Here is a 22,478-nt window from a genome sequence, read left to right as displayed (position 1 = left end):
GCGGCGGCCTATCGGCCTCTGCTCCGCGCTTTTTGTCTCACTCATTCGTATCGCGCAAAACTTGGTACCTAATTTGCTAGACCAAAAAACTGCATAACAAAAACGGTCAGAACTGCTGCTACTATAGGGAAAACCACCGAAGTCATGGCCTTGTCCATCCATCTGCACAAGACACTAAGCACCTTAAAGTACCAAGTGTTTTTTCTATGAAACTCAAGCTGCTCGTGACCGAGTGGCAGCAATTCTAAGCTCATGGCAGTTTCGCCCATCGGCGATGCTTTGATAAATCCACGGCGCTCGATCTGCTGAATATGATAGCAGAAACTCTCCCACATTGCCGCAACTTCTTCTTTGTAGCGGCTTTCAAATCCAAATTGCGTTAGAAACTCAGGGAAGTCTGTGCCAAAACCTTCACCATCATCGTCTCTTTCGATCACCTCAAGAATCAATTTCTCTTGGGAAATCTGATATTTCACCGAGACAAACCACCATGCAGGTTCGGCATATCCAGCGCTGCAAACCCGTAGTGCCGCAGCCAGCGCAGGTCGCTATCGAAGAACGCCCGCAAATCCGGGATACCGTATTTCAGCATCGCCAGACGGTCGATGCCGATGCCGAACGCAAAGCCCTGATAGACTTCGGGGTCGATGCCACCGGCGGCGATCACCTTAGGGTGGACCATGCCGGAACCCAGAATCTCCATCCAGTCGTCGCCCTCACCGATCTTTAGCTGACCGTTGTCCCACGAGCAGCGGATATCGACCTCGGCCGATGGCTCGGTGAAGGGGAAGTGCGAGGCGCGGAAGCGCAGTTCGACATCGTCGACCTCGAAGAACGCCTTTACGAACTCCTCCAGAACCCATTTCAGGTTCGCCATCGAGATGTCCTTGTCGATGGCCAGCCCTTCGACCTGATGGAACATCGGCGTGTGGGTCTGATCATAATCGGCGCGGTAGACACCGCCCGGACAGATCACGCGGATCGGCGCGCCTTGCAGCTCCATTGAACGGATCTGTACCGGAGACGTGTGCGTCCGCAGCACATGCGGCGGGCGATCATCGCCCTCGGCGCGGTGCATGTAGAACGTGTCCATCTCGGCCCGTGCAGGGTGGTGGCCGGGAATGTTCAGCGCGTCGAAATTGTACCAGTCGTCTTCAATGCGCGGCCCCTCGGCCACCGAAAATCCCAGCTCGGCGAAGATCGCGGTCAGTTCCTCGGTCGCCTGACTGACCGGGTGGATCGAACCCTGACGGCGCGCGCGGGTCGGAAGGGTCACGTCCAGCCACTCGGTCCGCAGACGCTCATCCAGCGCGGCATCGGCCAAAGCCGCCTTTTTCGCGGACAGGGCCGAGTTGATCTCGTCCTTCAGAGCATTCAGCGCGGGACCTGCGACCTGACGTTCCTCGGGCGTCATTTTACCCAGCTCGCGCATCTTTAGCGCGACCTCGCCTTTTTTGCCCACGGCTGCGACGCGGATCGCCTCAAGCGCGTTCTCGTCGCCCGCATCGGCGATCTGCCCCAGATATTTTGCCTTAAGATCGTCCATGACGCTTCCTGAACCTGGCCCCTGACTGATGTTCTGGACCTGCTATCACAGCAGACCGCGAAAGCAAGAGGGGGACAGCCGCGCAATCAGGCAGAGCGCAACAATGCCACGGTTTTGCCCTGACGGATCGGCCGCGCGGCAACGCCATAGGCGTCAGGGCATCGGCGCAGATCAGGGAAAAGCGCAAAAAGTTCTTCCGCCGTTTCCGGCGCAAGCCCGTCCAGCCCTTCCTGGCCCGAAAAAAAGCTCTCGGACACCAAGCCTGCCGTTGTCACCAACTGATGGCGATCGAATAGCAGATGAACGTAGTGGACAATGTCGCACGGCGCTTGGGTCACAGTCTCGCCATTGACCAGCGATCTGGCTGGAACCAGAACCTCGTCTTCTCCGAACATCAGCTCTGCCTGCCAGCCGCAAATCAAAAGGCGATGCTGCGGTGACACCAGAACATCGACCTCTGCGCCCAGCGTTCCGGCGCTGATCCGGATCGGCGCAAACCGACCCTGCCCCGAAACAGTGCGGTGCCCGATCCAACGCACCTGTTGTCCACCATGATCGAATGTCGTCACCCAGTCGCCGGGTTTCAGGGTTTCGATCCGGCGCGGACCATCCGGAGAATCCAGCATCGTACCAGCCGTGAAACAGGCCACGCCGCTATCGCCGGGGTTCACGGCCTCATACACAAGCGTATCAGGGTCAGGCTGGTTGAACTGTATTGTCGTCGTGGTCCGGCTTGGCCCCACCAGCACCGGCAGGTTCACCGACGTTTCGCCCGCAGCCAATCCATCCTGCGCTACGATGTTCTGGGTGCCGCCACCAATATCTTAAAAATCGACAACCTCGCTCGTTGCGGTGTTGGTCAGCGCATAGGCTTCGTAGTTGTCTGGTCCACCTCCGTCGGGGTCCGTCAGAAGGATCGGAAAATCATCCGCCGAGATAACATAGACCCGTTCGTTGTTATCGGGGTCGATGGAGACCTGAATATTTGGATCATCCAGCGGAATCTCGATCCCGACCTGCCCATTGGCCTGATAAAAAGAGACCGTGAAATCCGCCGGGTCTTCACCAGGGCGAAGCGACACCTCCAGAAACTCGCTAGTACCAGAGGTTGCTGCGTAGGCGTTGGAGTAGTGCAGTTCGCTTATACGCGCCATCAATCGCTCTCGGAATACGGGACCTTGATTACATTATTCTTTGGCCTGTGACGGCTTTCAAGCCAAGACACCAATATCGGCAAACCATATCTTAAACTGCGGCTCACCGGTTAGTAGCTGTATTCCGGGAATATGCGCGTCAGATCGCCGTTCCAGTCGCCGTTGTAGTGATCCAGCAACTCATCGGCAGGAACCTTGCCCGTTTCGATGCTGTCCTTCAGGGCGTTCAGAAAGTGCGTCTCATCCGGGACCAACCCACCTGCGCCGGGCAAGGCGCGGGACTTCAGGCCGGACTCGGCGATCGCAACAACTTCGCGCGCAAGGTCATGCATATTGATGTTGCCGACCTGTGCCTGCAGACCGTCTTTGGCGGCCTCGACGCGCAGCGCTTCGCGCGTTTCCGCGTCCCAGCCTTTGACCAGATCCCACGCGGCATCCAGCGCGCCCTGATCATAGGTCAGCCCCACCCAGAAGGCGGGCAGCGCGCACAAGCGACGCCACGGGCCGCCATCCGCGCCGCGCATCTCCATGAACTTCTTGATCCGCGCTTCGGGGAAAGCAGTGGTTAGGTGGTCGGCCCAATCGGACAGGGTCGGCGTTTCGCCGGGCAACGCAGGCAGTTTGCCCTGCAGGAAATCCCGGAAGGACATGCCCAGCGCGTCGATATACTGCCCGTCGCGATAGACAAAATACATCGGCACATCGAGCGCATATTGCACATAACGCTCGAACCCGAAGCCGTCCTCAAACACAAACGGCAGCATGCCCGTCCGCGCATCGTCCAGATGCCGCCAGATATAGCTGCGCCAGCTTTTCTGGCCGTTCACTTTGCCCTCGAAGAACGGAGAATTGGCAAACAGCGCTGTCGCTACCGGCTGCAACGCCAGCGCCACGCGCAGTTTCTGCACCATGTCGGCCTCGGACCCAAAGTCGATATTGACCTGAACGGTACAGGTGCGCCGCATCATGGCGCGGCCCATTGTACCGACCTTCTCCATATAGTCGTTCATCAGGCGATAGCGGCCCTTGGGCATCAGCGGCATCTCGTCATGGGTCCAGATCGGAGCCGCGCCCAGACCGATGAAACCCACGCCAATCTCATCCGCGATGTCCTTCACCTCACGCAGGTGCGTGTTCACCTCATCGCAGGTTTCGTGGATCGTCTCGAGCGGAGCACCCGACAATTCCAGCGCCCCACCGGGTTCCAGACTGACATTCGCGCCGTCCTTTTCCAGACCGATCAGCTTGTCGCCTTCGCGCACCTCTCCCCAGCCGTGGCGGTCGCGCAGACCTTCCAGCACAGCCACGATCGAGCGTTTACCCTCGAACGGCAACGGCTTCAGCGTGTCCTTGCAATAACCGAACTTCTCATGCTCGGTCCCGATGCGCCAATCTGATTTGGGCTTGCAGCCCGATTCCAGATATTCGGCAAGTTGTTCGTGGCGTTCGATCGGCCCGCCGCCGGACTGGGGGATGGACATGAACCGCTCTCCGATCCTGATGTGTCTGTCTTTGGGTCAGTCGTGGGGGGAAATGCCGCCAGTGTCAATGCAGCCGCAGATGTGGAGGGCGCATCGGGTTACGCTCCCATATGACCACCGGATGCACACCACCGCTGTTCAGTTCCGCCAGCATTGCTTCGGTTTTAAGCCCCGGCAAAGCCGAGAAAACGTCGAACAACGCCTCGGCCCCTTCTGCATTCACAGGAATGTGAAGCGTTGGCTGACCCGGCTGATCCAGAACCCAATGCGCGGGGTTCGAGGTCGGGTCCAACGCCAGCCGTTCGATCTCACGTGCCGCAACGATGCCACCATCCAACGGGCCGAGATAGGTTATCTGCCCCTCGTCGATTGTGACAACGCCCGGCCCGCCCGCCCCGGTTCTGAACCGGGCGCGCTGAATTCCGACCACCGTCAACGCGGCGGCAACGATCACCAATACCCATCCCAGCCAGCCCAGCAGACCTCCGGGGCCACTGATCCAGCTAAGCCCAACCAATAGAACCACTCCGGCCGCCAACACCTCGCGCCAGCGCCACAGGGTCAGTTTGGCTTCGGGTCGGATGAAACTCATGCCGGGTCCTTTGGGTTTTTGAACAGGATCAGGGAATACTGACCTGCGGGTATAAATCCGATTGCGATATAAGCACGCGCGGCGGAATCGGAAGCCGCAAACAGAATAGCGCGGGTCACGCCTGCCGCCCGAGCCTCAAGCAAATGCAGCGCAACAGCCAGTTTCGCATAGCCACGTCCGCGCAAGCCAGGCGGGGTGTAGACACCGCCAATTTGAACCGCTTCGGGCAGTCGTGCGTTGAACCCCGTCATTCCCACAGGCTGACCGGAAACCAGCAAAGCCCGATGAGAATCGCGTTCGACATAGGCTGCAATGTCTTTCTTTGACTGGCTTCGCGCGCGGTCCGCGTCGAAATCCATCGCTTCGGTCAGGTAGCTCTGGCGCCAGCCTTCGGCAATTTCACGATCCAGATCGCCCAGCGGCACCAGCGCGGCGCCGGATGTATCAGGCACGACAATCTGGTTCAGATCCAGAGTGAAACCCGGTTCGTCACTGTTCAGCGTCGCGGGCCGGTCTTCCCACCCCGCCAAATGCATGAACCGACGGGCCTGCGTCGCTTCGGCCGCCAGACCGAATAACGCGCGGCCCCGGATCAACTGTATCGCTTCCGCAAGCTCGGCATCGCTGCAATCAGGGCATTGCGGCAGGACCATACCCTCGTTCGTGATGGCAAGAATGGCACGCGGTCCATCGCCCAATGTCCAGACATTCACCGCGCGCGGGTCACGCCCTCGCAAACCGAAATCTCGTAAATTGGCCAGAGGAAACATCGACGTCTGAATATGTTCCGACAGAAACCGGTCGATCTTTGGCACGTCCCCTTGCCGCGCCTGCTGCCACGTCACGTCCAATCCCCTAACGCCTGCTGCCACATGGTCAGGGCAGCAACCGCCGCCGTATCCGCCCGTAGGATGCGCGGGCCCAGACTGACCACATGCGCAAAAGGCAACCCTGACAGGCGCGCGCGTTCCCGGTCTGAAAACCCGCCCTCGGGTCCGATGAGGATGGCCCAGGGCTGATCCTTTTCGTTCGCAGCCAGACGCAGGGCCGATCCCACCTCGGCCTCATCACAGAACATCAACTGGCGACCGTCAGGCCATGCTTCCAGTACACGATCCAGACGCTGGAGGTCGCTGACTTCGGGCACGTAGGTGCCGCCGCATTGCTCGGCGGCTTCGACGGCGTGGGCCTGCAGGCGGTCCTGCCGGATGCGTTCGGAATTGGTGAATTCAGTCTGCACGGGCAGGATGCGCGCCGCCCCCATCTCAGCCGCTTTTTCAACGATGAAGTCGGTGCGCGCCTTTTTGATCGGAGCGAAAAGCAGCCACAGATCAGGCGGCAATTGCAGGGGCTTGGACTGTTCAACACAGCTTAGCACCCCGCCGCGCTTTCCGGCCTGCGCGACCTCGGCCAGCCACTCTCCGTCCTGACCGTTGAACAGCGCCACGTGGCCGCCCACGGCCAGACGCATGACGCCAAACAGATAATGTGCCTGCTCGCGCGTCAAATCAACGGATTGCCCCGGACCCAAAGGGTGCTCTACATACAATCTGATCTTTGCACTCATGAGACGTTACATATGCAAGGCAACGCGCCAACACCAGACGGTCAGGTCGCTGATGCGGTATCCGGCAACTGGGTCGATACATATGCGCCCGCATTCACCCGCCCCTATCTGCGCCTTTCACGCGCAGACCGGCCCATCGGCACGTGGCTTTTGCTGATTCCCTGTTGGTGGGGGCTGGCGCTGGCGATCCTGAGCGACGGAAATCCGCGCTGGGAAGACCTGTGGATCGCGGCCGGATGCGCCATCGGCGCGTTCCTTATGCGCGGGGCGGGCTGCACATGGAACGACATTACCGACCGCGAATTCGATGCTCAGGTCGAGCGCACCCGGTCGCGGCCGATCCCTTCGGGTCAGGTCAGTGTGCGGCAGGCAACGGTCTGGATGGCGCTGCAATGCCTTCTGGCGTTGATGATTCTGCTGACCTTCAACCAAGCCGCGATTGCGATGGGCGTGCTCTCTCTGCTGCCTGTGACAATCTACCCTTTCGCCAAGCGGTTCACTTGGTGGCCGCAGGTGTTTCTGGGCCTTGCGTTCAACTGGGGCATCCTTCTGGCTTGGGCCGCACATACCGGAACGGTCGGAGTACCCGCGATCACCCTGTATCTGGCAGGTATCGCATGGACGCTGTTCTATGACACGATCTATGCCCATCAGGACGCCGAAGATGATGAGCTGATCGGCATCAAATCCACCGCCCGGCTGTTCGGGGAAGATACGGCGAAGTGGCTGAAATACTTCCTTGTTGCGACAGTCTCGCTTATGGGCCTTGCGATCATCGACGCCGCAACAACGCAGGCTTCGATCCTGGCGCTGTTTGTGGCACTGGCCGGTCCCTGGGCGATGGGTTGGCACATGGCATGGCAGTTGCGTGGGTTGGATACCGAAGACAACGCGAAGCTGCTGCAGCTTTTCCGCGCCAATCGGGACACCGGCCTTATTCCGCTGATCTTTCTCTGCGTCGCGTTGCTGGTCTGATTGCACCTCGGCGCAGGCCTCTGTAAGAGTGGCGCTCAATCACCCGAGGAGTCGATTGCCCGCACATGCGCCTGCCTTATTTCATCGCCGCAGCCCTGATTTTCCTCGTGTCGGCCGGTTTGTCCCTGCTGGCGGCCAGTTTCGCAGTCACAAAGGTCGAAGAAGCGTCCGAATTCGCAGTTCGCAGGGCGCTCGACCTGAAAGGTCACGACTGGGCCGAGGTCGAATCCGACGGTTTGCGTGTCGTCCTGACCGGAACCGCAGTGGACGAGGCCACACGCTTTAACGCGCTGACCGCCGCCGGAACCGAGGTTGATACGTCGCGTGTCATTGATGAAATGCAGGTTGAAGCGACAGGCCAACTGGCGCCGCCGCGGTTCTCGGCGGAAATTCTGCGCAACGACAGCGGCATTTCGGTTATCGGCCTGATCCCGGCAAGCCAGGACCGCAACGCGCTGATGGCCAAGCTGCGCAAACTGGACGGCGGCAAAGTTTCTGACCTGATGGAAACAGCGGATTACCCCAAGCCAAAAGGCTGGGAGGAGGCGCTGGATTATGCCGTTGATGCCCTTTCCAAACTGCCCCGCGCCAAGATTTCGGCCAGCCCGGGTCTGGTCAAGATCACGGCGATTGCCGACAGCCAGCAGGAAAAGGAAAACCTTGAACAGAACCTGACCCGTGCGGCGCCGCCCAGCCTGCGGATTGGCCTGTCGATCTCGGCCCCAAGACCGGTGATCACCCCTTTCACCCTGCGCTACTTGATTGATGAAACCGGCGGCACGTTTGACGCGTGCTCGGCACAGGACGAAGACGCGCGCAACGCCATCGTGGCCGCTGCGCAGGGCGCGGGTCTTTCCGGCCCGTATTCCTGCACGATCGGGTTGGGTGTCCCGTCTCCGCGCTGGCCCGAGGCCGCATCACTCAGCATTCGCGCACTTGCAGATATCGGGCACGGGTCGGTGACGATTTCGGACGCCGACATCACGCTGGTCGCCGCAGAAGGCACTGACCCCGCGCTGTTCGACCGCGTCGTAGGAGAACTGGAAAACGCCCTACCTGATGTGTTCGCGCTCCATGCGGTGCTGCCGGAACCAAGCGAGGACGCGCCGACCGGCCCGCCTGAGTTTTCCGCCACCCGCAGCCCCGAGGGGCTGGTGCAGATGCGTGGACGCCTCGGTGACGACGCCGTGCGCGACATGGTCGACAGCTATGCAAAGGCTGCATTTGGGACGGAACAGGTTTACACCGCTGCACGGATTGCACCCGACTTGCCCGCAGACTGGCCAGTGCGCGTTCTGGTCGGACTCGAAGCCTTGTCCCATCTACACAACGGCGCGCTTACGGTAACGCCCGATGACTTGATTCTCAGCGGGATCAGCCAGGACCCGGACGCAAAAGCGCGTATCGCAGGTTTGCTGTCCGACAAGCTGGGCGACGCTCAGGAATACACACTGTCCATCACTTATCAGGCACCACCCGAGCCGGAAGACACTCTGCCGGACCCCGAGGAATGTGAGGACCGGATTGCAGAAGTGCAGGCGAAAACCAAGATCGCTTTCGAGCCGGGCTCGGCAACGGTTGCTTCGGACTCGCGCGATACAGTGAACCAGATCGCCAACATCCTGCGCGAATGTGGACCCATCCGGATGGAGATCCAGGGCCATACTGACAGTCAGGGCCGAGAAGAGATGAACCAGCAACTTAGCCAGGCGCGGGCGCAATCCATCCTGAACGAATTGCGCGGCCGCCGGATTCCAACCGGCAGCTACTCGGCCGTGGGCTATGGCGAAACCCAGCCCATCGCAGATAACGGCACCGAAGAAGGCCGCGAGGAAAACCGCCGGATCGAGTTCCGTCTGATCCGGCCCGAACCCGTCGCCAATTCCGAAACCGGGCTTGAAGCGATGGAAGCCACGACGGGCAACTCAGAAGACGCGCAGCCAGAGGCCGAAGAAACCGGCGCAGAGGAACAGTAAGTTGAACAGAATCGAATTCATCATCGCCACCGCCGTCATCCTGTTCGCGGCTTTCTGCATGGGCTGGTTCGCCAACTGGCTTGCCCACCGCCTGTCCCGTGTGCGTCAAAGCGATGTGGCTGATCTGGACCGCATGAGCCAGGAATTGCACGAAGCCGAAGAAACCCGCGATCAGGCGATCACCTACCTGCAACAGCGTGAGGCGGAACTGACCAATCAACTGACGCAAGCCGAGGCAGAGCTGTCCGCGGCGATGGACGGCCTGCGCGCGGCACGTCAGGAGGCCGAGGAATTGCGGGGACGGATCAACAACGCGGACTAAGCTACCACCGGGTCAGCGCGTCTTCATCTTCGTCCTTGGCGGCCACCCACTCGGCACCGGATGCGGTGATTTCCTTTTTCCAGAACGGCGCACGGGATTTCAGGTAGTCCATCAGGAATTCCGCTGCCTCGAACGCATCCTTGCGGTGCCGCGCAGCCGTCGCCACCATCATGATCCGATCACCCGGAGCCAGCCGCCCGTGGCGATGGATTACCAACACATCACCCAGTGACCAACGCTGCATTGCCTGTTCCGCAATTTCGGTCAGGGCACGTTCGGTCATGCCGGGATAGTGTTCGATCTCCATGACATCCAGATCGCCCGAGGCCAGATCACGCACAACACCGGTAAACGTCACAATCGCCCCGTTTGCAGCACCGCTGGCGGCAAAGGCGTTGGCTTCGGCCCCCAGATCGAACGCCTGTTCCTGAACCACGATACGCATGGATCAGCCGCCGGTCATGGGCGGGAAGAACGCGACTTCACGAACCCCGGCGAGCGGCGCGTCAAAGTCCGACAGCTCTTGATCAAGCGCAACGCGCAGCGCGGAAAGGTCAGCAAAGGCGGCGGCATAGCGATCTTCGCGCGCGCTGAGTTCGGCCACCAGATCGGATACAGTCGCGGCTTCGGTCTCGACCCGTTCTTTTGGCAGGCCGATACGTTCACGCACCCAGGCGAAATACAGAACGTCCATCGCTTAGCTCTCCTTCAGATGGGGCATGGCTTTACGTAGGTAGTCATAGCCAGTGATCAATGTCAGGGTCGCTGCGAGCCACAAGAGCCACAAACCGATCCGTCCCGACCAGAACATGCCCTCTTGATGCCAGCGGATATTGTTTACGTCATCAACCTGACCGGTCGGCACCTGATCAATGGTCGCGGGATCCATACCAAAGGTCGACATATCGAAATGGTGCTCGAATATCCCCTGAGAAAACAGAACGGCAATCGCCACCATTTGCGCGGTCGTTTTCCACTTGGCCAGCATGGTTACTTTCAGCGTCCCGGCCACGTCACCGAGGTATTCGCGCAGGCCCGAGACGAAAACCTCGCGGAACAGGATCACAGTCGCAGGCAGAACCAGCCACGGCGTCCAGTGCTCGGCCGAATAGCCCACAAGGATCATCAATGCGATCACGACCATCGCCTTGTCAGCGATCGGGTCCAGCATGGCACCCATCTTGGTTTCCTGTTTCCACGCCCGCGCCAGATACCCATCGAACCAATCGGTGATGGCGGCCGACAGAAACAGGATCAAGGCGAACCAATCGGCGAGAGGACGGGAAAAATAAAGAAACATTACGGCGAGACCGGGTGCTGCCAACAGGCGTAGCACGGTCAGGATATTGGGCAGGTTCCACTTCATGCCGCGACACTACATCGCCGCTTCAGGACATAAAAGACGGCCGGTCAAAAAACTCACCCTGCACAGGCGGTTGCCTGTCTAGGGAACGGGGCAAGAAACAGGGCGCGTCGGCCAGATATCTCTTGGCGCATCGCCGCATTGAGGTCAGATTGGCCGCCGGTTCCACCTGAACATATCGCAGGACATGAAAACTCACATTCAAACCAACCCAAGGTCCAACCTGATCGGCAGTGCCTGGATGATCGCGGCCATGGCGCTGTTTGCGCTGGAAGACGCGCTGCTCAAGAGTGCGTCTGCTGAGATCCCGATCTGGCAGGTACTGGCCCTTTTCGGAACCGGAGGAACATTGATCTTTGCGTCCGTGGCGCTGGTGCGCGGCACCCGGCTGTTTCAACCGGACGTGCTGTCGCGGCCGATGAAGATACGGGTTGTCTTTGAAATCTTCGGTCGGCTGTTCTATGTGCTGGCCATTGCATTGACGCCTCTATCCTCTGCCACGGTGATCCTGCAGGCCACACCACTGGTTGTCGTCGCGGGCGCTGCGCTGTTTTTTGGCGAGACTGTCGGCTGGCGGCGCTGGAGCGCCATTCTGATCGGGCTGGTCGGCGTCGTGATCATTATCCAGCCAACCGGAGACAGCTTTTCCCTTTTGTCGATCCTCGCGGTCTTGGGGATGCTGGGTTTCGCAGGGCGCGATCTGGCCAGCCGCGCAGCCCCGGCCACGCTGGGGACAGAAGTGCTGGGCTTTTACGGTTTCGTCTGCATCATAGTGGCCGGGCTTGCCTATCGGTTCTGGGAAGGCGCGCCGCTACAGCCCTTGACCCCGACCGTCAGCCTGCACATGGCCGGAGCGATCGTGATGGGCGTCATGGCCTATGCCGCGCTGATGAAGGCGATGCGCACCGGAGAGGTCTCGTCCGTCACCCCGTTTCGCTATTCGCGGCTGCTTTTCGGTATAGGATTGGGCGTCGCAATGTTCGGAGAGCGTCTGGATCAGGCCATGTGGATCGGCAGCGCCCTGATCGTTGCGTCGGGTCTTTACATTCTGTGGCGCGGACGGCGGACCTAACCCTTGTCGTGGAAAAAATCGTAGACCTTTTGCGCCAGCCCCGCCGAGATCCCATCCACCGCCTTTAGGTCGGCCAGATTGGCCCGACTTACGGCCTTGGCACTGCCGAAATGTGCCAGCAATGCCCGTTTGCGCGCGGCTCCGACGCCTGGGATTTCGTCCAGCGGGGTCGCGCCAACCGCTTTTGCCCGCTTCGCACGATGCGTCCCGATGGCAAACCTGTGCGCCTCGTCCCGCAGGCGCTGGACGAAATACAGAACCGGATCGTTGCGTTTCAACGCAAACGGGCGATGGCCAACGCGGTGGAATTCTTCCTTGCCGTGGTCACGGTCAACACCTTTGGCGACGCCGACCATCGGGATGTCTTCGACGCCGTGCTGAGCCATGATCTCATGCACCGCGCTGACCTGCCCTGCCCCGCCATCAATCAGCAGAAGGTCCGGCCACATACCTTTGTCGCGATCGGGGTCTTCTTTTTGCAGACGGGTGAAACGGCGGTTCAGAACCTCTTTCATCATACCGAAATCGTCACCGGGCGTCAGGTCATCGCCGCGGATGTTGAACTTGCGATAGGCGTTTTTCATGAACCCTTCTGGCCCCGCAACAATCATCCCGCCAACCGCGTTGGTACCCTGAATGTGCGAGTTGTCATAAACCTCGATCCGTTCAGGCGGTGCATCAAGGTCAAACGCTTCAGCCACGCCGCGCAACAGCTTGGCCTGCGTCGCGCTTTCTGACATGCGACGCGCCAGTGATTCCCGCGCGTTGCGCAAGGCACCAGCAACCAGTTCCTGTTTCTCTCCGCGCTGGGGAACAAGGATTTCAACCTTGCGACCGGCCTTCTCGGACAATGCGTCCTGCATCAGATCAGCGTTTTCGATTGCATCCGACAGGATCAACTGCCGGGGCGGTTCCTTGTTGTCGTAGAACTGGCCCAGAAACGCCTCCATCACCTCGGCGGGCGATACATCCGCCCCGACCCGAGGGTAGAAATCCTTGTTTCCCCAGTTCTGGTTGGCGCGGATAAAGAACACCTGCACACAAGCCTGACCGCTGTCCATATACAGACCGATCACATCCGCCTCGGTCACGCTGCGCGGGTTGATACCCTGAGACGTCTGCACTTGCGTCAATGCCCGGATGCGGTCACGCAGGCTGGCGGCGCGCTCGAACTCCATCGCCTCTGACGCGGCCATCATCTGGTCGGCCAACTCCTCCTGCACCTTGGTCGAGCGACCAGACAGGAACCGTTCCGCATCCTTGACGCTTTCGCGGTAATCGCTTTCCGAAATCAGTCCGACGCACGGCCCCGAACAGCGCTTGATCTGATACAACAAGCAAGGGCGCGTCCGGCTGTCGAACATGGAATCCGAGCAGTTGCGCAGCAAGAACGCCTTTTGCAACTGGTTCAGTGTCCGGTTCACCGCGCCCGCGCTGGCAAAAGGACCAAAATACGCGCCCTTTTCCTTCTTGGCCCCGCGGTGTTTTTTGATCTGTGGAAAGGCGTGATCTTTTGCCACCAGAATGTTCGGGAAACTTTTGTCGTCGCGCAGCAGCACGTTGTATTTGGGCTTGAGCTGCTTGATCAGGTTCTGCTCTAGCAGCAGCGCCTCGGTCTCGGTCCGGGTGGTCAGAAACATCATCGAGGCGGTCGCGGCGATCATCTTCTCGATCCGCCCCGAATGGCCGGGCCGCGTATAGTTCGATACCCGCGCCTTGAGGTTGCGCGCCTTGCCCACGTACAGAACCCGGCTGTCCGCATCCAGCATCCGGTAAACGCCCGGAGAATTGTCCAGCGTTTTCACGTAGCGCTGTATACATTCGTATCCGGTGCCCTGTCTTTCGAGGTTCGATTCGTTCTGGGTGGTCATGAGCCTGAAATATGATTCCCTGACCATGGCTGCAATCTTGTGCGTCTCAGATCAAGAGAAAACAAATCCACGGTTTCTGTGGATAACTATGAAGATAAGTTTCTGAGGATCTCGATTTTCCCTTAATTCATTAAGGATTCCTTGTTTTGCCCAAAAAATAGGCGATATATTAAGATGTTGTTTTCAAACGTTATTTTTTCAAGCGCGTGACAAGTGTATGAAAAAAAAGACAATTTTGTAACGCGTTGGTAACAGAAATGCGAGCGGTGCAAAACTTGCGTCAGAGATGCTTATTCCAGCCCCAAAACGTCCGGTGTTTGCCAAGCAAGATGCTGCCCGCCGTCCACGCATAATAGCTGTCCTGTCACGGCCGGCGCGTCCAGAAAATACCCCAGGGCCGCAGTGATATCCGGCGGGTTTGCGCCACGTTCCAGCACGGTATTGGCGCGTTGCGCCTTGAAATGATCTTCGCTTTGCCTGTGGCCCTGCATCGTCGGGCCGGGGCCGATGGCATTGACGCGGATTGCAGGGGTCAGCGCCTGCGCCGCCGTACGGGTCAGCGCCCACAGACCCATCTTGGCGATGGTATAAGACATGAACTCGGGCGTCAGCTTGCGGACGCGCATGTCGACCATGTTGACAATCAACCCGACCGCGACGGGTTCACCTGCGTCGTCGGTATCCGGCTCTAGACCCTGCTCTGCCATCGCCTGAGTCAGAACGAAGGGCGCGCGCAGATTGCTGTCCAGATGCCGGTCCCAGCTTGCACGGGTGGCCGTATGGATGTTGTCGTATTCAAAGATCGAGGCGTTGTTGATCAAACATGTGATCGGCCCACCCAAAGCCTCGGCCGCGCGTGGCAGAAGGGTCTGGACCTGTGCCTCATCCAGCAGGTCAGCCTGCAACGAAACAGCCTTGCGGCCCATTGCCTGAACCTCGGACACGACCTCGGCCGCCGGATCAGCGGATGTCGCATAATGAACGGCGACATCATACCCGCGTTTCGCCAGGTACAGCGCCATTGCTCGGCCAAGACGAATTCCGGCACCAGTTACCAACGCTCGGGTCATGAAAGCTCCCTCTCAGTCTATTCACGCCAACAGAGAGATGACGTAGACCCCGTACAGCAGAGTCAACAACAGACCCCAGCCACGAGTGATGTCCTTTTTGAAGAACACAAACGGGATCAGCAACAGCGACGCGCCCAACATGACCCATAGATCAAACTGCAGGAATTCCGGGTCGACCGGAATAGGACCGACCAATGTGGCGATACCCACGATGGCCAGCAGGTTGAACATGTTCGAGCCGATCACGTTGCCCAACGCGACGTCTGCCTGACGGCGCAGAGCCGCCATCACGGTCGTGGCCAGCTCTGGCAGAGACGTGCCGACAGCCACCAGCGTCAGGCCGATCACAGTCTCGGTCACACCGTAGGTGCGTGCTATGACCGTTGCGTTATCCACCAGCAGATGCGCACCCATCGGCAAGCCGATCAGCCCCAGAACCAGATAGATCGAAATCTTCCAATACGGCATGTTCGGGTCGGCTTCTTCCAGCCCGTCCAGTTCGTCGTCATCTTCGCACGGCTGACCGCAGGCTTTGCGATGCGCGTGAGCCTCGCGGAACGCATTCCACAGAACAAGACCAAGTGCAGCCAGCAGGATCGCCCCGCTATACAGGTTGAATATGCCGCAGAATGCCAGCCCGATGAAAAGCACCGAGGCCAGCAACATAAAGACATAGTTCTTGCGGCTGTCGCATTCGCTGGTGTGCAGCGTGGCCAACAGAGCAGGCAGGCCCAGCACCAGAAGGATGTTGGCCGTGTTCGACCCCACCACGTTCCCCAGAGCGATCCCCGGCGCATTTTCCTTGATGGCGCTGATCGCGATCAAAAGCTCGGGGGCCGAGGTGCCGAAGGCCACGATTGTCAGGCTGACGATCAGCGCGGGCACACCCAGACGCAGGCTCAGATTCACCGCACCGCGCACCAGTGCATCACCCGCCAATAGCAGGATCAGCAGCCCGAGGCCGGAAAACAGCCATGCCGTCATGTACGGCCTCCTTTTTCGCAGGCGCAGGGGCCTTTACCGATCCTAAACCGCCCGCAGCGCGGGCATCTTGAAGACTGCAACCTCTGCTGCCCCGGAAAGCGCAGCTTTCCGAACATTGCCAGGACACCCATAGCAATCAGAAAGAGGGTTACGATCTTGATAATCACGTTACAAACCGAAACGCGCGTAGGCCGCGCGCTCCTCAAGGCCGGCAATCGCATCCTGCGCCAGTGACGCCCCGAACCGGGACCAGAGCGGCTTGCGAAGACCGTACCGGCGGAACTTTACCTTGTCGCCAAACCGCTCCTGCATCTTGGGCTTGAGATGGGCGATACCGTCGATCAACCCCAAGTCCCGCGCACGCCGGGCCAACCAGACCTCACCAGTGAACAGGTCCTCATTTTCATCCAGCTTTGCACCACGGCGCGTTTTCACATGGGCGATGAAGTTGTCGTGAATATCGGCCAGCAACCTTTCCAGCCGCGCGACATCCTCTTTCTTTTCCGGAGAAAACGGATCCAGCATGGATTTTGACTGCCCCGCCGTATGGACGCGGCGTTCGATTCCCTGACGTTTCAGTAACACATGCGCCCCGAACCCGGACGAGATCACCCCGATCGAGCCAAGAACCGAGCTGTCGTCTGCGTAAATCTCATCGGCTGCCGCTGCCAGCCAATACCCGCCCGAGGCGGCGACATCCTCGACAAACGCAATGACCGGCACGTTCAGTTCTTCGGACAAGCGCCGTATGCGGGCGCCAATCAACGAGCTTTGAACCGGCGATCCTCCGGGCGAGTTGATCTCAAGCGCCACCGCAGAGGGTTTTCCTTTGCGAAAGGCTTTCTCAAGCACCGGGGCAAGCGAGGTATCAGACATCGACGCACGTCCGGCCATTCCGATGGCACCGGACAAACGCACAACGGCGACGCTGGGTTGTTTTTTGAGAAACGGCAGGCTGAGTTTCATGGATGCCGATGTAGAGTGCAGCCAACCGGTAAACAAGGGACCGCTGCGGCCTAATACGCGACGTGAACCAAATTCCCACACATGACGGGCAAAAATGCAACGCCGCGGATCACCTAGCTGCGGATGCGCCAGCCCGTTTTGAAAATCCATCCGATGATACCCAGACAGATGCCGGTGAACGCCAAAATAGCCAAAAGGCTGAACCCGATGGGAACATCAGCAAGCCCGTAGAACGACCAGCGGAACCCCGAAATCAGATAGACCACCGGATTGAACAGGGTGATCGTCTGCCACACCGGAGGCAGCATCGAAATCGAATAGAATGTACCGCCCAAAAAGATCAGCGGCGTCACCACCAATTGCGGGACCAGCGACATCTGCTCAAAATTGCTGGCCCAGATGCCGATAATGAACCCCAGCAACGAAAAGCTAAGGCACGTCAAAACCAGAAACGACACCATCGCCAAAGGGTGCTCGATCCTTAGATCCACGAAGAACGTGGCGGTTATCAGGATCACCACCCCCACGAACAACGCCTTGGTCGCCGCCGCCCCGACATAGCCGATCACGATCTCGATAAAGTTCACGGGGGCTGACAGCAGTTCGTAAATTGTGCCCAGGAACTTTGGGAAATAAATGCCAAACGACGCGTTCGAGATCGACAGCATCACCACTGACAGCATGATCAGCCCCGGCACGATGAACGCACCGTAGGACACGCCTTCGACCTCTTGGATACGGCTGCCGATGGCGGTGCCGAAAACCACGAAATACAGCGAAGTGGACAGGACCGGAGACAAAAAGCTCTGCGCCAGTGTGCGAAAGAACCGGGCCATTTCAAACCGGTAAATGGCGGCGACGGCGGACCAGTTCATGCGGGGGCTCCGGACACTAGATTGACAAAAATTTCCTCAAGGCTCGATTGACGGGTCTGTACGTCGCGCAAAACCAATCCCGCCTGCGCCACGTCGTTCAGCAGCGTTGTGATGCCCGTTCTGTCAGCGTGGGTGTCATAAGTATAGACCAGCGCGTCGCCGTTTCCATTCAGGGTCAGATTATGCTCGGCCAGGCTTTCGGGGATGGTTTGGATGGGTTCCGTCAGCATGACCTCGATCTGCTTTTTGCCCATCTGGGCCATCAGCGTGTCCTTATCCTGCACCAGCAGCAGCTCACCCTTGTCGATGACACCCACGCGGTCGGCGATGGCCTCGGCCTCTTCGATGTAATGCGTGGTCAGGATGATGGTGACGCCCGCCCGCTTCAGCTCGGCCACGATTTCCCACATGTCTTTGCGCAGCTCGACATCAACACCGGCTGTGGGCTCGTCCAGAAACAACACGCGCGGCTCATGGGCCAGCGCCTTGGCAATCAGCACGCGGCGCTTCATGCCGCCCGACAATTCCTTGATCGCGTTCTTGCGCTTGTCCCACAAGGACAGCTTGCGCAGGATTTCCTCGATCCGAGCGCTATCTGCGCCATACCCGAACAACCCGCGCGAAAACCGCACCGTATTCCAGACTTTCTCGAACGGCTCCAACGCGATCTCTTGCGGAACCAGCCCGATCATACGACGGGCGGCCCGAAACTCGGTCTGGATATCATGCCCGCCCACCGTCACGGACCCAGAGGTCGGAGTTGTGATCCCGCATACGGTTGAAATCAGAGTCGTCTTGCCCGCTCCGTTTGGTCCCAGCAGCGCAAGGATCTCTCCTTCTTCAATATCCAAAGAGACGCCTTTCAGCGCCTCGAAACCGTCAGCATAAGTTTTGCGCAAGTCCCTGATGGACAGAATTGGTGCCATTCACTTTCCCCGTTCTGGCGGGGACATTACCCCGGCGAACCGACACAGAACAGGCCCATTCCGCACAGGACCCTGCGCATTTTTGTTCGCGTCAAATCTCTCAAGTTGGCCTAGCATTGCGCAATTCGGCAATTCGCTTCTGGATCAGTTCGACATGCAGCCGGGCGTCATATTGCCCCTGCCGGTAAGCAGCCGGCAAACGCAATGCAGCCAAACGCTCATCCAGTTCACTCAAGTGCGACTGCATCGTATCCAGTTCGGCGTCGCTTGGATCATTGGCCAACTCCAGCTCGATCTCACGGATTTCGGGATAATGCTGCCAAACGCGCCAGCGCATCGCATAGGCATATGCAAAGGGCAGCAGCCGCATCAGCGGAACCACGATAAAGAAAAATGGCAGCAACAACAGCAATACCCGGTTGATCTGTGCGGCAATCCAGTAAGGCAACCAGTTGTGCCAGGTGGACGGCCCCTCCAGGATCAATTGCCGCGCCGTATTGCTGACATTCAAGCCAGTTCCTTCAATGCTTGGAAAAACGCCCGGATCGGTGATTATGCCGCGCGCCCGATGCAGCTCGATCGCGGCCATTGTCAGACGATTGACCAACGCAGGGTGCAGATCAGGCCGGACAACAAGCCTGGCCTCAATAGCGATCAGATCGACTGGCCGAGGCGGCAGCACCGGGTCCAGTGACATCCCGCCCGCCGGAACAGAGACCACAGTGGCATAGGCCAGACGCCTCGAAATCGCCTGAACATGGGTCAGATCCAACACCCTCAACCCGGGTTCCTCATAGGCTGCTTTCAGGTAAGGAGCTTCGATCGGCGCAACATACACCGCAATATCCAACTCTCCGCCCAACAGGGCAGTGGCGGCCTCAGCATAAGGGATCGAAAAATGTTCGTTGTCCTCCTCGGCCAACCCGACGGCACGCTCGAAATCCCGAAACGCGGCCGCCGTGCCCGACCCCGGAGCACCGCTGTTGATCCGCAACCCGGACCATAAGGCGGGATTGCGCGGGATGGCTGCACCCTCGTTCACCAAAAAGACGACCGGCTCGAAAAACACAGCGCCGACGGCCTCAGCCACGGCAGGGTCGACCTTTATTCCGCCCTGCAGAAAGGCCGCATCCACATCGCCGGCCTCCAGTAGCCCAGCATTGTCGACTGACCCGGCTGTTTCGAGAATCTCAAGGCGGATGCCGTCTCGTGCCAAAATCTCAGCATAGTCCTGCGCCACGGTCTCATAGGCGCCACCCGCGGGTCCTGCTGCCAGCACAATGGTATTTGGCGGGTGCAGACGCGAAAGTATGACCGCCAAGACTGCCAGCGTGACAACACTGCCGAAAAGGATCCACAACCGCATCCGAGCCTCACTCTACGCACCGCAAGGAACGCTAGAGGGCGCATAACCATCTTGCAAGTCGCGAAAATCCGGTCTTGCATTTCCAAGGCAGCCCCGGAAACCTGCGTCAATCAAAGGAGGCAACATGCTGCACGGAACCCGGATCATCGAGATCGAAGGCTTGGGCCCAGGCCCGTTCGCGGCCATGCTGCTGGCCGACCTTGGTGCGGATGTCGTCACCATCCACCGCAAGGGCCAGCCCGCCACCCCCGGAATGCCCGAGACGTCCGTTCTGGATCGCGGGAAACGGTCCATAGACCTGAACCTCAAGGACGCAGCCGATCTTGAAATCGCCAGACGCCTGATTTCGTCAGCCGACGCATTGATCGAAGGCTTCCGCCCCGGCGTGATGGAAAAGCTCGGCCTCAGCCCCGAGACGTGCCACTCCCTCAACTCCAAACTGGTCTATGGCCGAATGACGGGCTGGGGACAGGACAGCCCCCTATCGGATAGGGCCGGCCACGACCTGAACTATATCGCAATGTCCGGCGCGCTCTGGTACGCCTCGGCAGCAGGGCAGGTACCACAGACGCCGGCAACATTGGTGGGCGATATTGGCGGCGGCGCGATGTATCTTGTCACAGGCATACTGGCCGGCCTGATCAACGCGCAGCGCACAGGTCAGGGTACCGTTGTCGATGCCGCCATCTATGACGGCTCGGCGCATATGATGAACCTGCTCATGAGCATGCGTCAAACCGGCAACTTGTCGGAAACCCGCGGCCATAGCCTGCTGGACGGCCCCCATTGGAGCCGCACCTATACCTGCGCCGATGGCGGGTTCATCACGGTGCAATGCCTCGAACCAAAATTCTACGCTGAGTTCCTCAAAACGCTGGGGCTGTCACAGGACCCTGACTTCAATAAACAATACGACCCTAATCTGTGGCCAAAACTCACCGCGCGCCTGACCGAGATTTTCGTCCAACACCCCCGCGACCACTGGGCGGCGCTTTTCCACAAAACCGACGCCTGCGTCGCACCTGTCCTCAGCCCCGAACAGGCGCAGTCCCATCCCATGAACAAAGCGCGCCAGACGTGGCAGGACATCGAAGGAGACCTCCAGGCCGCCGCAGCACCGCGCTTTTCAAACCACGTATGGCAACCAAAACCCAGCCCTTCACGCGGAGAACACCGCTCAGAGATTCTGGACGAGCTCAACCAAAAGCGCTGATCCGCCTCTTCATCTGGCTAAAAATATCCCGGGGGATGAATTGGCCGCAGGCCAAGAAGGGGGCTGGCCCCCTTCCACCAGCTTACCGCGATCGCACCGTATCAATCATCAACTGCACGTTCTCAGGATCTGCATCCGGCGTGATCCCATGCCCAAGATTGAAAATATGCGGCCCTTTGGAAAAGGCCTCGACGATCTTGTGCGTCTCATCCACCAAAGCCTGCCCGCCCGTCACCATATGGGACGAGGCCAGATTGCCCTGCACACAGCCGTCCACCTGCACGTGATCGGCCGCCCAGTCAGGCGAGACCGAGTTATCCAAGGCCACGCAGTCTACACCGGTCGCCTTGGCGAACCCGATATACCCATCCCCGGCCTCGCGTGGGAAACCGATCACCGGAATGCCCGGATGACGTTGCTTGATCGCCTGAGTGATCACACGGCATGGCTCAACTGCGTATTTCTGGAACGCGTCCCCCTTCAAAGACCCGGCCCAGCTATCAAATATCTTGACCACCTCGGCCCCGGCCTCGATCTGGGCTGAAAGGTATTCGATCGTCGCTAGCGTGATCCGCTCCAGCAGCGCCTCGAACAGTGCCACATTCCCTTCGCGCAGCACATGGGCCGGGCCTTGATCCGGTGTACCGCGCCCGGCGATCATATAGGTGGCTACCGTCCACGGCGCACCTGCGAACCCGATCAGAGTCGTCTCGGACGGCAATTCACGAGACAGGATGCGGACCGTCTCATAGACCGGAGACAGCGTCTCGTGGATCGCGTCCACGGGCTTCAGCGCATCAAATTCCGCTTGCTGGGTGATGGTCGACAGACGTGGCCCCTCGCCGGTCACGAACCACAGATCAGCGCCCAGCGCTTGCGGCACAAGCAGGATATCGGCAAACAGGATCGCCGCGTCGAACCCATAGCGGCGGATCGGCTGCAAGGTGACCTCGGCCGCCAGTTCGGGGTTATAGCACAGGGACAGAAAGTCCCCCGCCTGTGCTCGCGTCGCGCGATATTCAGGCAGATACCGCCCGGCCTGACGCATCATCCAGATCGGCGGCACGTCCTGCACCTCACCCGCCAGCGCCCGCAGCAGTTTCTTTGTCTCGGCCATGTCTGCCCCCAATCATCAGGTTTGCGCCACGGGTCGGCCCTC

At 59.5% G+C, this 22,478-nt stretch carries 24 protein-coding genes; 5 read left to right on the top strand and 19 right to left on the bottom strand.

Annotation, left to right across the window (positions count from 1 at the left end; translation table 11 throughout):
* Nucleotides 1–68: 68 nt before the first annotated feature.
* The 8 genes from ACR0LH_RS11720 to ACR0LH_RS11685 form a co-directional block, all read right to left on the bottom strand.
* Entirely contained in the window at nt 69–476 is a 408-nt protein-coding gene (locus tag ACR0LH_RS11720; protein ID WP_480721088.1) for a hypothetical protein, read from the bottom strand.
* Nucleotides 473–1,546: a phenylalanine--tRNA ligase subunit alpha gene (pheS, locus tag ACR0LH_RS11715; protein ID WP_170387338.1), complete on the bottom strand. Its 1,074-nt coding sequence runs from the start codon at nt 1,544–1,546 to the stop codon at nt 473–475. Before pheS ends, ACR0LH_RS11720 begins: the two co-directional genes overlap by 4 nt.
* Nucleotides 1,547–1,632: 86 nt before the next feature.
* Nucleotides 1,633–2,328, bottom strand: coding sequence for a Hint domain-containing protein (locus ACR0LH_RS11710; protein ID WP_480721086.1), 696 nt, complete (start codon nt 2,326–2,328; stop codon nt 1,633–1,635).
* A 42-nt stretch (nt 2,329–2,370) separates the two neighbouring features.
* Nucleotides 2,371–2,700, bottom strand: a complete 330-nt coding sequence (locus tag ACR0LH_RS11705) for a hypothetical protein (RefSeq protein WP_480721085.1) — start codon at nt 2,698–2,700, stop codon at nt 2,371–2,373.
* A gap of 110 nt (nt 2,701–2,810) precedes the next feature.
* Complete coding sequence (locus ACR0LH_RS11700) at nt 2,811–4,181, bottom strand: glutamate--cysteine ligase (protein ID WP_170387334.1); 1,371 nt, start codon at nt 4,179–4,181, stop codon at nt 2,811–2,813.
* A gap of 64 nt (nt 4,182–4,245) precedes the next feature.
* Nucleotides 4,246–4,773, bottom strand: a complete 528-nt coding sequence (locus tag ACR0LH_RS11695) for a hypothetical protein (protein ID WP_170387332.1) — start codon at nt 4,771–4,773, stop codon at nt 4,246–4,248.
* Nucleotides 4,770–5,618 (bottom strand): GNAT family N-acetyltransferase, encoded by an 849-nt coding sequence (locus ACR0LH_RS11690; protein WP_480721083.1) that lies wholly within the window; start codon nt 5,616–5,618, stop codon nt 4,770–4,772. Before ACR0LH_RS11690 ends, ACR0LH_RS11695 begins: the two co-directional genes overlap by 4 nt.
* Nucleotides 5,615–6,340 carry a 16S rRNA (uracil(1498)-N(3))-methyltransferase gene (locus ACR0LH_RS11685; RefSeq protein WP_480721082.1) on the bottom strand — a complete coding sequence of 242 codons (726 nt, stop codon included), beginning with the start codon at nt 6,338–6,340 and terminating at the stop codon, nt 5,615–5,617. Before ACR0LH_RS11685 ends, ACR0LH_RS11690 begins: the two co-directional genes overlap by 4 nt.
* A gap of 12 nt (nt 6,341–6,352) precedes the next feature.
* Here ACR0LH_RS11685 and ubiA point away from each other — a divergent pair, with 12 nt between their 5' ends.
* From ubiA to ACR0LH_RS11670, 3 genes are all read left to right on the top strand, one after another.
* Complete coding sequence (gene ubiA / locus ACR0LH_RS11680; RefSeq protein WP_170570678.1) at nt 6,353–7,315, top strand: 4-hydroxybenzoate octaprenyltransferase; 963 nt, start codon at nt 6,353–6,355, stop codon at nt 7,313–7,315.
* 65 nt (nt 7,316–7,380) lie between these two features.
* Nucleotides 7,381–9,291: an OmpA family protein gene (locus ACR0LH_RS11675; RefSeq protein ID WP_480721081.1), complete on the top strand. Its 1,911-nt coding sequence runs from the start codon at nt 7,381–7,383 to the stop codon at nt 9,289–9,291.
* Between the two features lies 1 nt (nt 9,292).
* On the top strand, nt 9,293–9,613 hold the full coding sequence (locus tag ACR0LH_RS11670) for a hypothetical protein (protein ID WP_170387322.1): 321 nt from the start codon (nt 9,293–9,295) through the stop codon (nt 9,611–9,613).
* Nucleotide 9,614: 1 nt separating this feature from the next.
* On the opposite strand, the gene ACR0LH_RS11665 is transcribed toward ACR0LH_RS11670, so the two are convergent.
* From ACR0LH_RS11665 to pgsA, 3 genes are read right to left on the bottom strand one after another with little or no spacing between them, the layout of a single operon-like run.
* Entirely contained in the window at nt 9,615–10,058 is a 444-nt protein-coding gene (locus tag ACR0LH_RS11665; RefSeq protein ID WP_170696636.1) for a molybdopterin synthase catalytic subunit, read from the bottom strand.
* Nucleotides 10,059–10,061: 3 nt separating this feature from the next.
* On the bottom strand, nt 10,062–10,307 hold the full coding sequence (moaD, locus tag ACR0LH_RS11660; RefSeq protein ID WP_142635267.1) for a molybdopterin converting factor subunit 1: 246 nt from the start codon (nt 10,305–10,307) through the stop codon (nt 10,062–10,064).
* Nucleotides 10,308–10,310: 3 nt separating this feature from the next.
* Nucleotides 10,311–10,979, bottom strand: coding sequence for a CDP-diacylglycerol--glycerol-3-phosphate 3-phosphatidyltransferase (pgsA, locus tag ACR0LH_RS11655; RefSeq protein ID WP_480721080.1), 669 nt, complete (start codon nt 10,977–10,979; stop codon nt 10,311–10,313).
* 184 nt (nt 10,980–11,163) lie between these two features.
* On the opposite strand from pgsA, the gene ACR0LH_RS11650 reads away from it, so the two are divergent.
* Nucleotides 11,164–12,048: a DMT family transporter gene (locus ACR0LH_RS11650; protein WP_480721078.1), complete on the top strand. Its 885-nt coding sequence runs from the start codon at nt 11,164–11,166 to the stop codon at nt 12,046–12,048.
* Here the strand turns inward: ACR0LH_RS11650 and uvrC are convergent.
* The 7 genes from uvrC to ACR0LH_RS11615 all read right to left on the bottom strand — a co-directional run bounded on the left by uvrC (nt 12,045) and on the right by ACR0LH_RS11615 (nt 20,106).
* A complete protein-coding gene (uvrC, locus tag ACR0LH_RS11645) occupies nt 12,045–13,919 on the bottom strand; it encodes an excinuclease ABC subunit UvrC (protein WP_480721077.1) in 1,875 nt (624 codons plus the stop codon). The genes ACR0LH_RS11650 and uvrC overlap by 4 nt on opposite strands.
* Before the next feature lie 290 nt (nt 13,920–14,209).
* The gene (locus tag ACR0LH_RS11640) at nt 14,210–14,989 is read right to left on the bottom strand and encodes an SDR family oxidoreductase (protein WP_480721076.1); all 780 of its coding nucleotides are present in this window, start codon (nt 14,987–14,989) and stop codon (nt 14,210–14,212) included.
* A 21-nt stretch (nt 14,990–15,010) separates the two neighbouring features.
* A complete protein-coding gene (locus ACR0LH_RS11635) occupies nt 15,011–15,973 on the bottom strand; it encodes a calcium/sodium antiporter (protein ID WP_170563794.1) in 963 nt (320 codons plus the stop codon).
* A 168-nt stretch (nt 15,974–16,141) separates the two neighbouring features.
* The gene (locus ACR0LH_RS11630; RefSeq protein WP_170615520.1) at nt 16,142–16,939 is read right to left on the bottom strand and encodes a S49 family peptidase; all 798 of its coding nucleotides are present in this window, start codon (nt 16,937–16,939) and stop codon (nt 16,142–16,144) included.
* Nucleotides 16,940–17,052: 113 nt separating this feature from the next.
* Entirely contained in the window at nt 17,053–17,814 is a 762-nt protein-coding gene (locus ACR0LH_RS11625; RefSeq protein WP_170387306.1) for an ABC transporter permease, read from the bottom strand.
* Nucleotides 17,811–18,740 carry an ABC transporter ATP-binding protein gene (locus ACR0LH_RS11620; protein ID WP_480721074.1) on the bottom strand — a complete coding sequence of 310 codons (930 nt, stop codon included), beginning with the start codon at nt 18,738–18,740 and terminating at the stop codon, nt 17,811–17,813. The genes ACR0LH_RS11625 and ACR0LH_RS11620 overlap by 4 nt, the downstream gene beginning before the upstream one ends.
* Before the next feature lie 100 nt (nt 18,741–18,840).
* Complete coding sequence (locus tag ACR0LH_RS11615) at nt 18,841–20,106, bottom strand: TAXI family TRAP transporter solute-binding subunit (protein WP_480721073.1); 1,266 nt, start codon at nt 20,104–20,106, stop codon at nt 18,841–18,843.
* A gap of 124 nt (nt 20,107–20,230) precedes the next feature.
* Here ACR0LH_RS11615 and ACR0LH_RS11610 point away from each other — a divergent pair, with 124 nt between their 5' ends.
* Nucleotides 20,231–21,319, top strand: a complete 1,089-nt coding sequence (locus ACR0LH_RS11610) for a CaiB/BaiF CoA transferase family protein (protein ID WP_480721072.1) — start codon at nt 20,231–20,233, stop codon at nt 21,317–21,319.
* Between the two features lie 82 nt (nt 21,320–21,401).
* Here the strand turns inward: ACR0LH_RS11610 and hemE are convergent, their stop codons facing one another.
* A complete protein-coding gene (gene hemE, locus ACR0LH_RS11605; RefSeq protein ID WP_480721070.1) occupies nt 21,402–22,436 on the bottom strand; it encodes a uroporphyrinogen decarboxylase in 1,035 nt (344 codons plus the stop codon).
* Nucleotides 22,437–22,478 lie beyond the last annotated feature (42 nt).

This window comes from Ruegeria sp. CL6 (assembly GCF_056536465.1).
Note: the sequence above shows the minus strand (reverse complement) of the source record. Positions and strands in the feature narration are given on the sequence as shown.

Excerpts from the sequence above, each read along its gene's own strand:
- ACR0LH_RS11695 (WP_170387332.1), bottom strand. The coding sequence starts at position 4,773 with ATGAGTTTCATCCGACCCGAAGCCAAACTGACCCTGTGGCGCTGGCGC.
- ACR0LH_RS11610 (WP_480721072.1), top strand. The coding sequence starts at position 20,231 with ATGCTGCACGGAACCCGGATCATCGAGATCGAAGGCTTGGGCCCAGGC.
- ACR0LH_RS11630 (WP_170615520.1), bottom strand. The coding sequence starts at position 16,939 with ATGAAACTCAGCCTGCCGTTTCTCAAAAAACAACCCAGCGTCGCCGTT.
- ACR0LH_RS11625 (WP_170387306.1), bottom strand. The coding sequence starts at position 17,814 with ATGAACTGGTCCGCCGTCGCCGCCATTTACCGGTTTGAAATGGCCCGG.
- ubiA (WP_170570678.1), top strand. The coding sequence starts at position 6,353 with ATGCAAGGCAACGCGCCAACACCAGACGGTCAGGTCGCTGATGCGGTA.
- ACR0LH_RS11615 (WP_480721073.1), bottom strand. The coding sequence starts at position 20,106 with ATGCGGTTGTGGATCCTTTTCGGCAGTGTTGTCACGCTGGCAGTCTTG.
- ACR0LH_RS11650 (WP_480721078.1), top strand. The coding sequence starts at position 11,164 with ATGAAAACTCACATTCAAACCAACCCAAGGTCCAACCTGATCGGCAGT.
- ACR0LH_RS11675 (WP_480721081.1), top strand. The coding sequence starts at position 7,381 with ATGCGCCTGCCTTATTTCATCGCCGCAGCCCTGATTTTCCTCGTGTCG.
- pheS (WP_170387338.1), bottom strand. The coding sequence starts at position 1,546 with ATGGACGATCTTAAGGCAAAATATCTGGGGCAGATCGCCGATGCGGGC.
- moaD (WP_142635267.1), bottom strand. The coding sequence starts at position 10,307 with ATGGACGTTCTGTATTTCGCCTGGGTGCGTGAACGTATCGGCCTGCCA.
- ACR0LH_RS11635 (WP_170563794.1), bottom strand. The coding sequence starts at position 15,973 with ATGACGGCATGGCTGTTTTCCGGCCTCGGGCTGCTGATCCTGCTATTG.
- ACR0LH_RS11705 (WP_480721085.1), bottom strand. The coding sequence starts at position 2,700 with ATGGCGCGTATAAGCGAACTGCACTACTCCAACGCCTACGCAGCAACC.
- pgsA (WP_480721080.1), bottom strand. The coding sequence starts at position 10,979 with ATGAAGTGGAACCTGCCCAATATCCTGACCGTGCTACGCCTGTTGGCA.
- ACR0LH_RS11685 (WP_480721082.1), bottom strand. The coding sequence starts at position 6,340 with ATGAGTGCAAAGATCAGATTGTATGTAGAGCACCCTTTGGGTCCGGGG.
- ACR0LH_RS11665 (WP_170696636.1), bottom strand. The coding sequence starts at position 10,058 with ATGCGTATCGTGGTTCAGGAACAGGCGTTCGATCTGGGGGCCGAAGCC.
- ACR0LH_RS11700 (WP_170387334.1), bottom strand. The coding sequence starts at position 4,181 with ATGTCCATCCCCCAGTCCGGCGGCGGGCCGATCGAACGCCACGAACAA.
- ACR0LH_RS11640 (WP_480721076.1), bottom strand. The coding sequence starts at position 14,989 with ATGACCCGAGCGTTGGTAACTGGTGCCGGAATTCGTCTTGGCCGAGCA.
- ACR0LH_RS11620 (WP_480721074.1), bottom strand. The coding sequence starts at position 18,740 with ATGGCACCAATTCTGTCCATCAGGGACTTGCGCAAAACTTATGCTGAC.
- uvrC (WP_480721077.1), bottom strand. The coding sequence starts at position 13,919 with ATGACCACCCAGAACGAATCGAACCTCGAAAGACAGGGCACCGGATAC.
- hemE (WP_480721070.1), bottom strand. The coding sequence starts at position 22,436 with ATGGCCGAGACAAAGAAACTGCTGCGGGCGCTGGCGGGTGAGGTGCAG.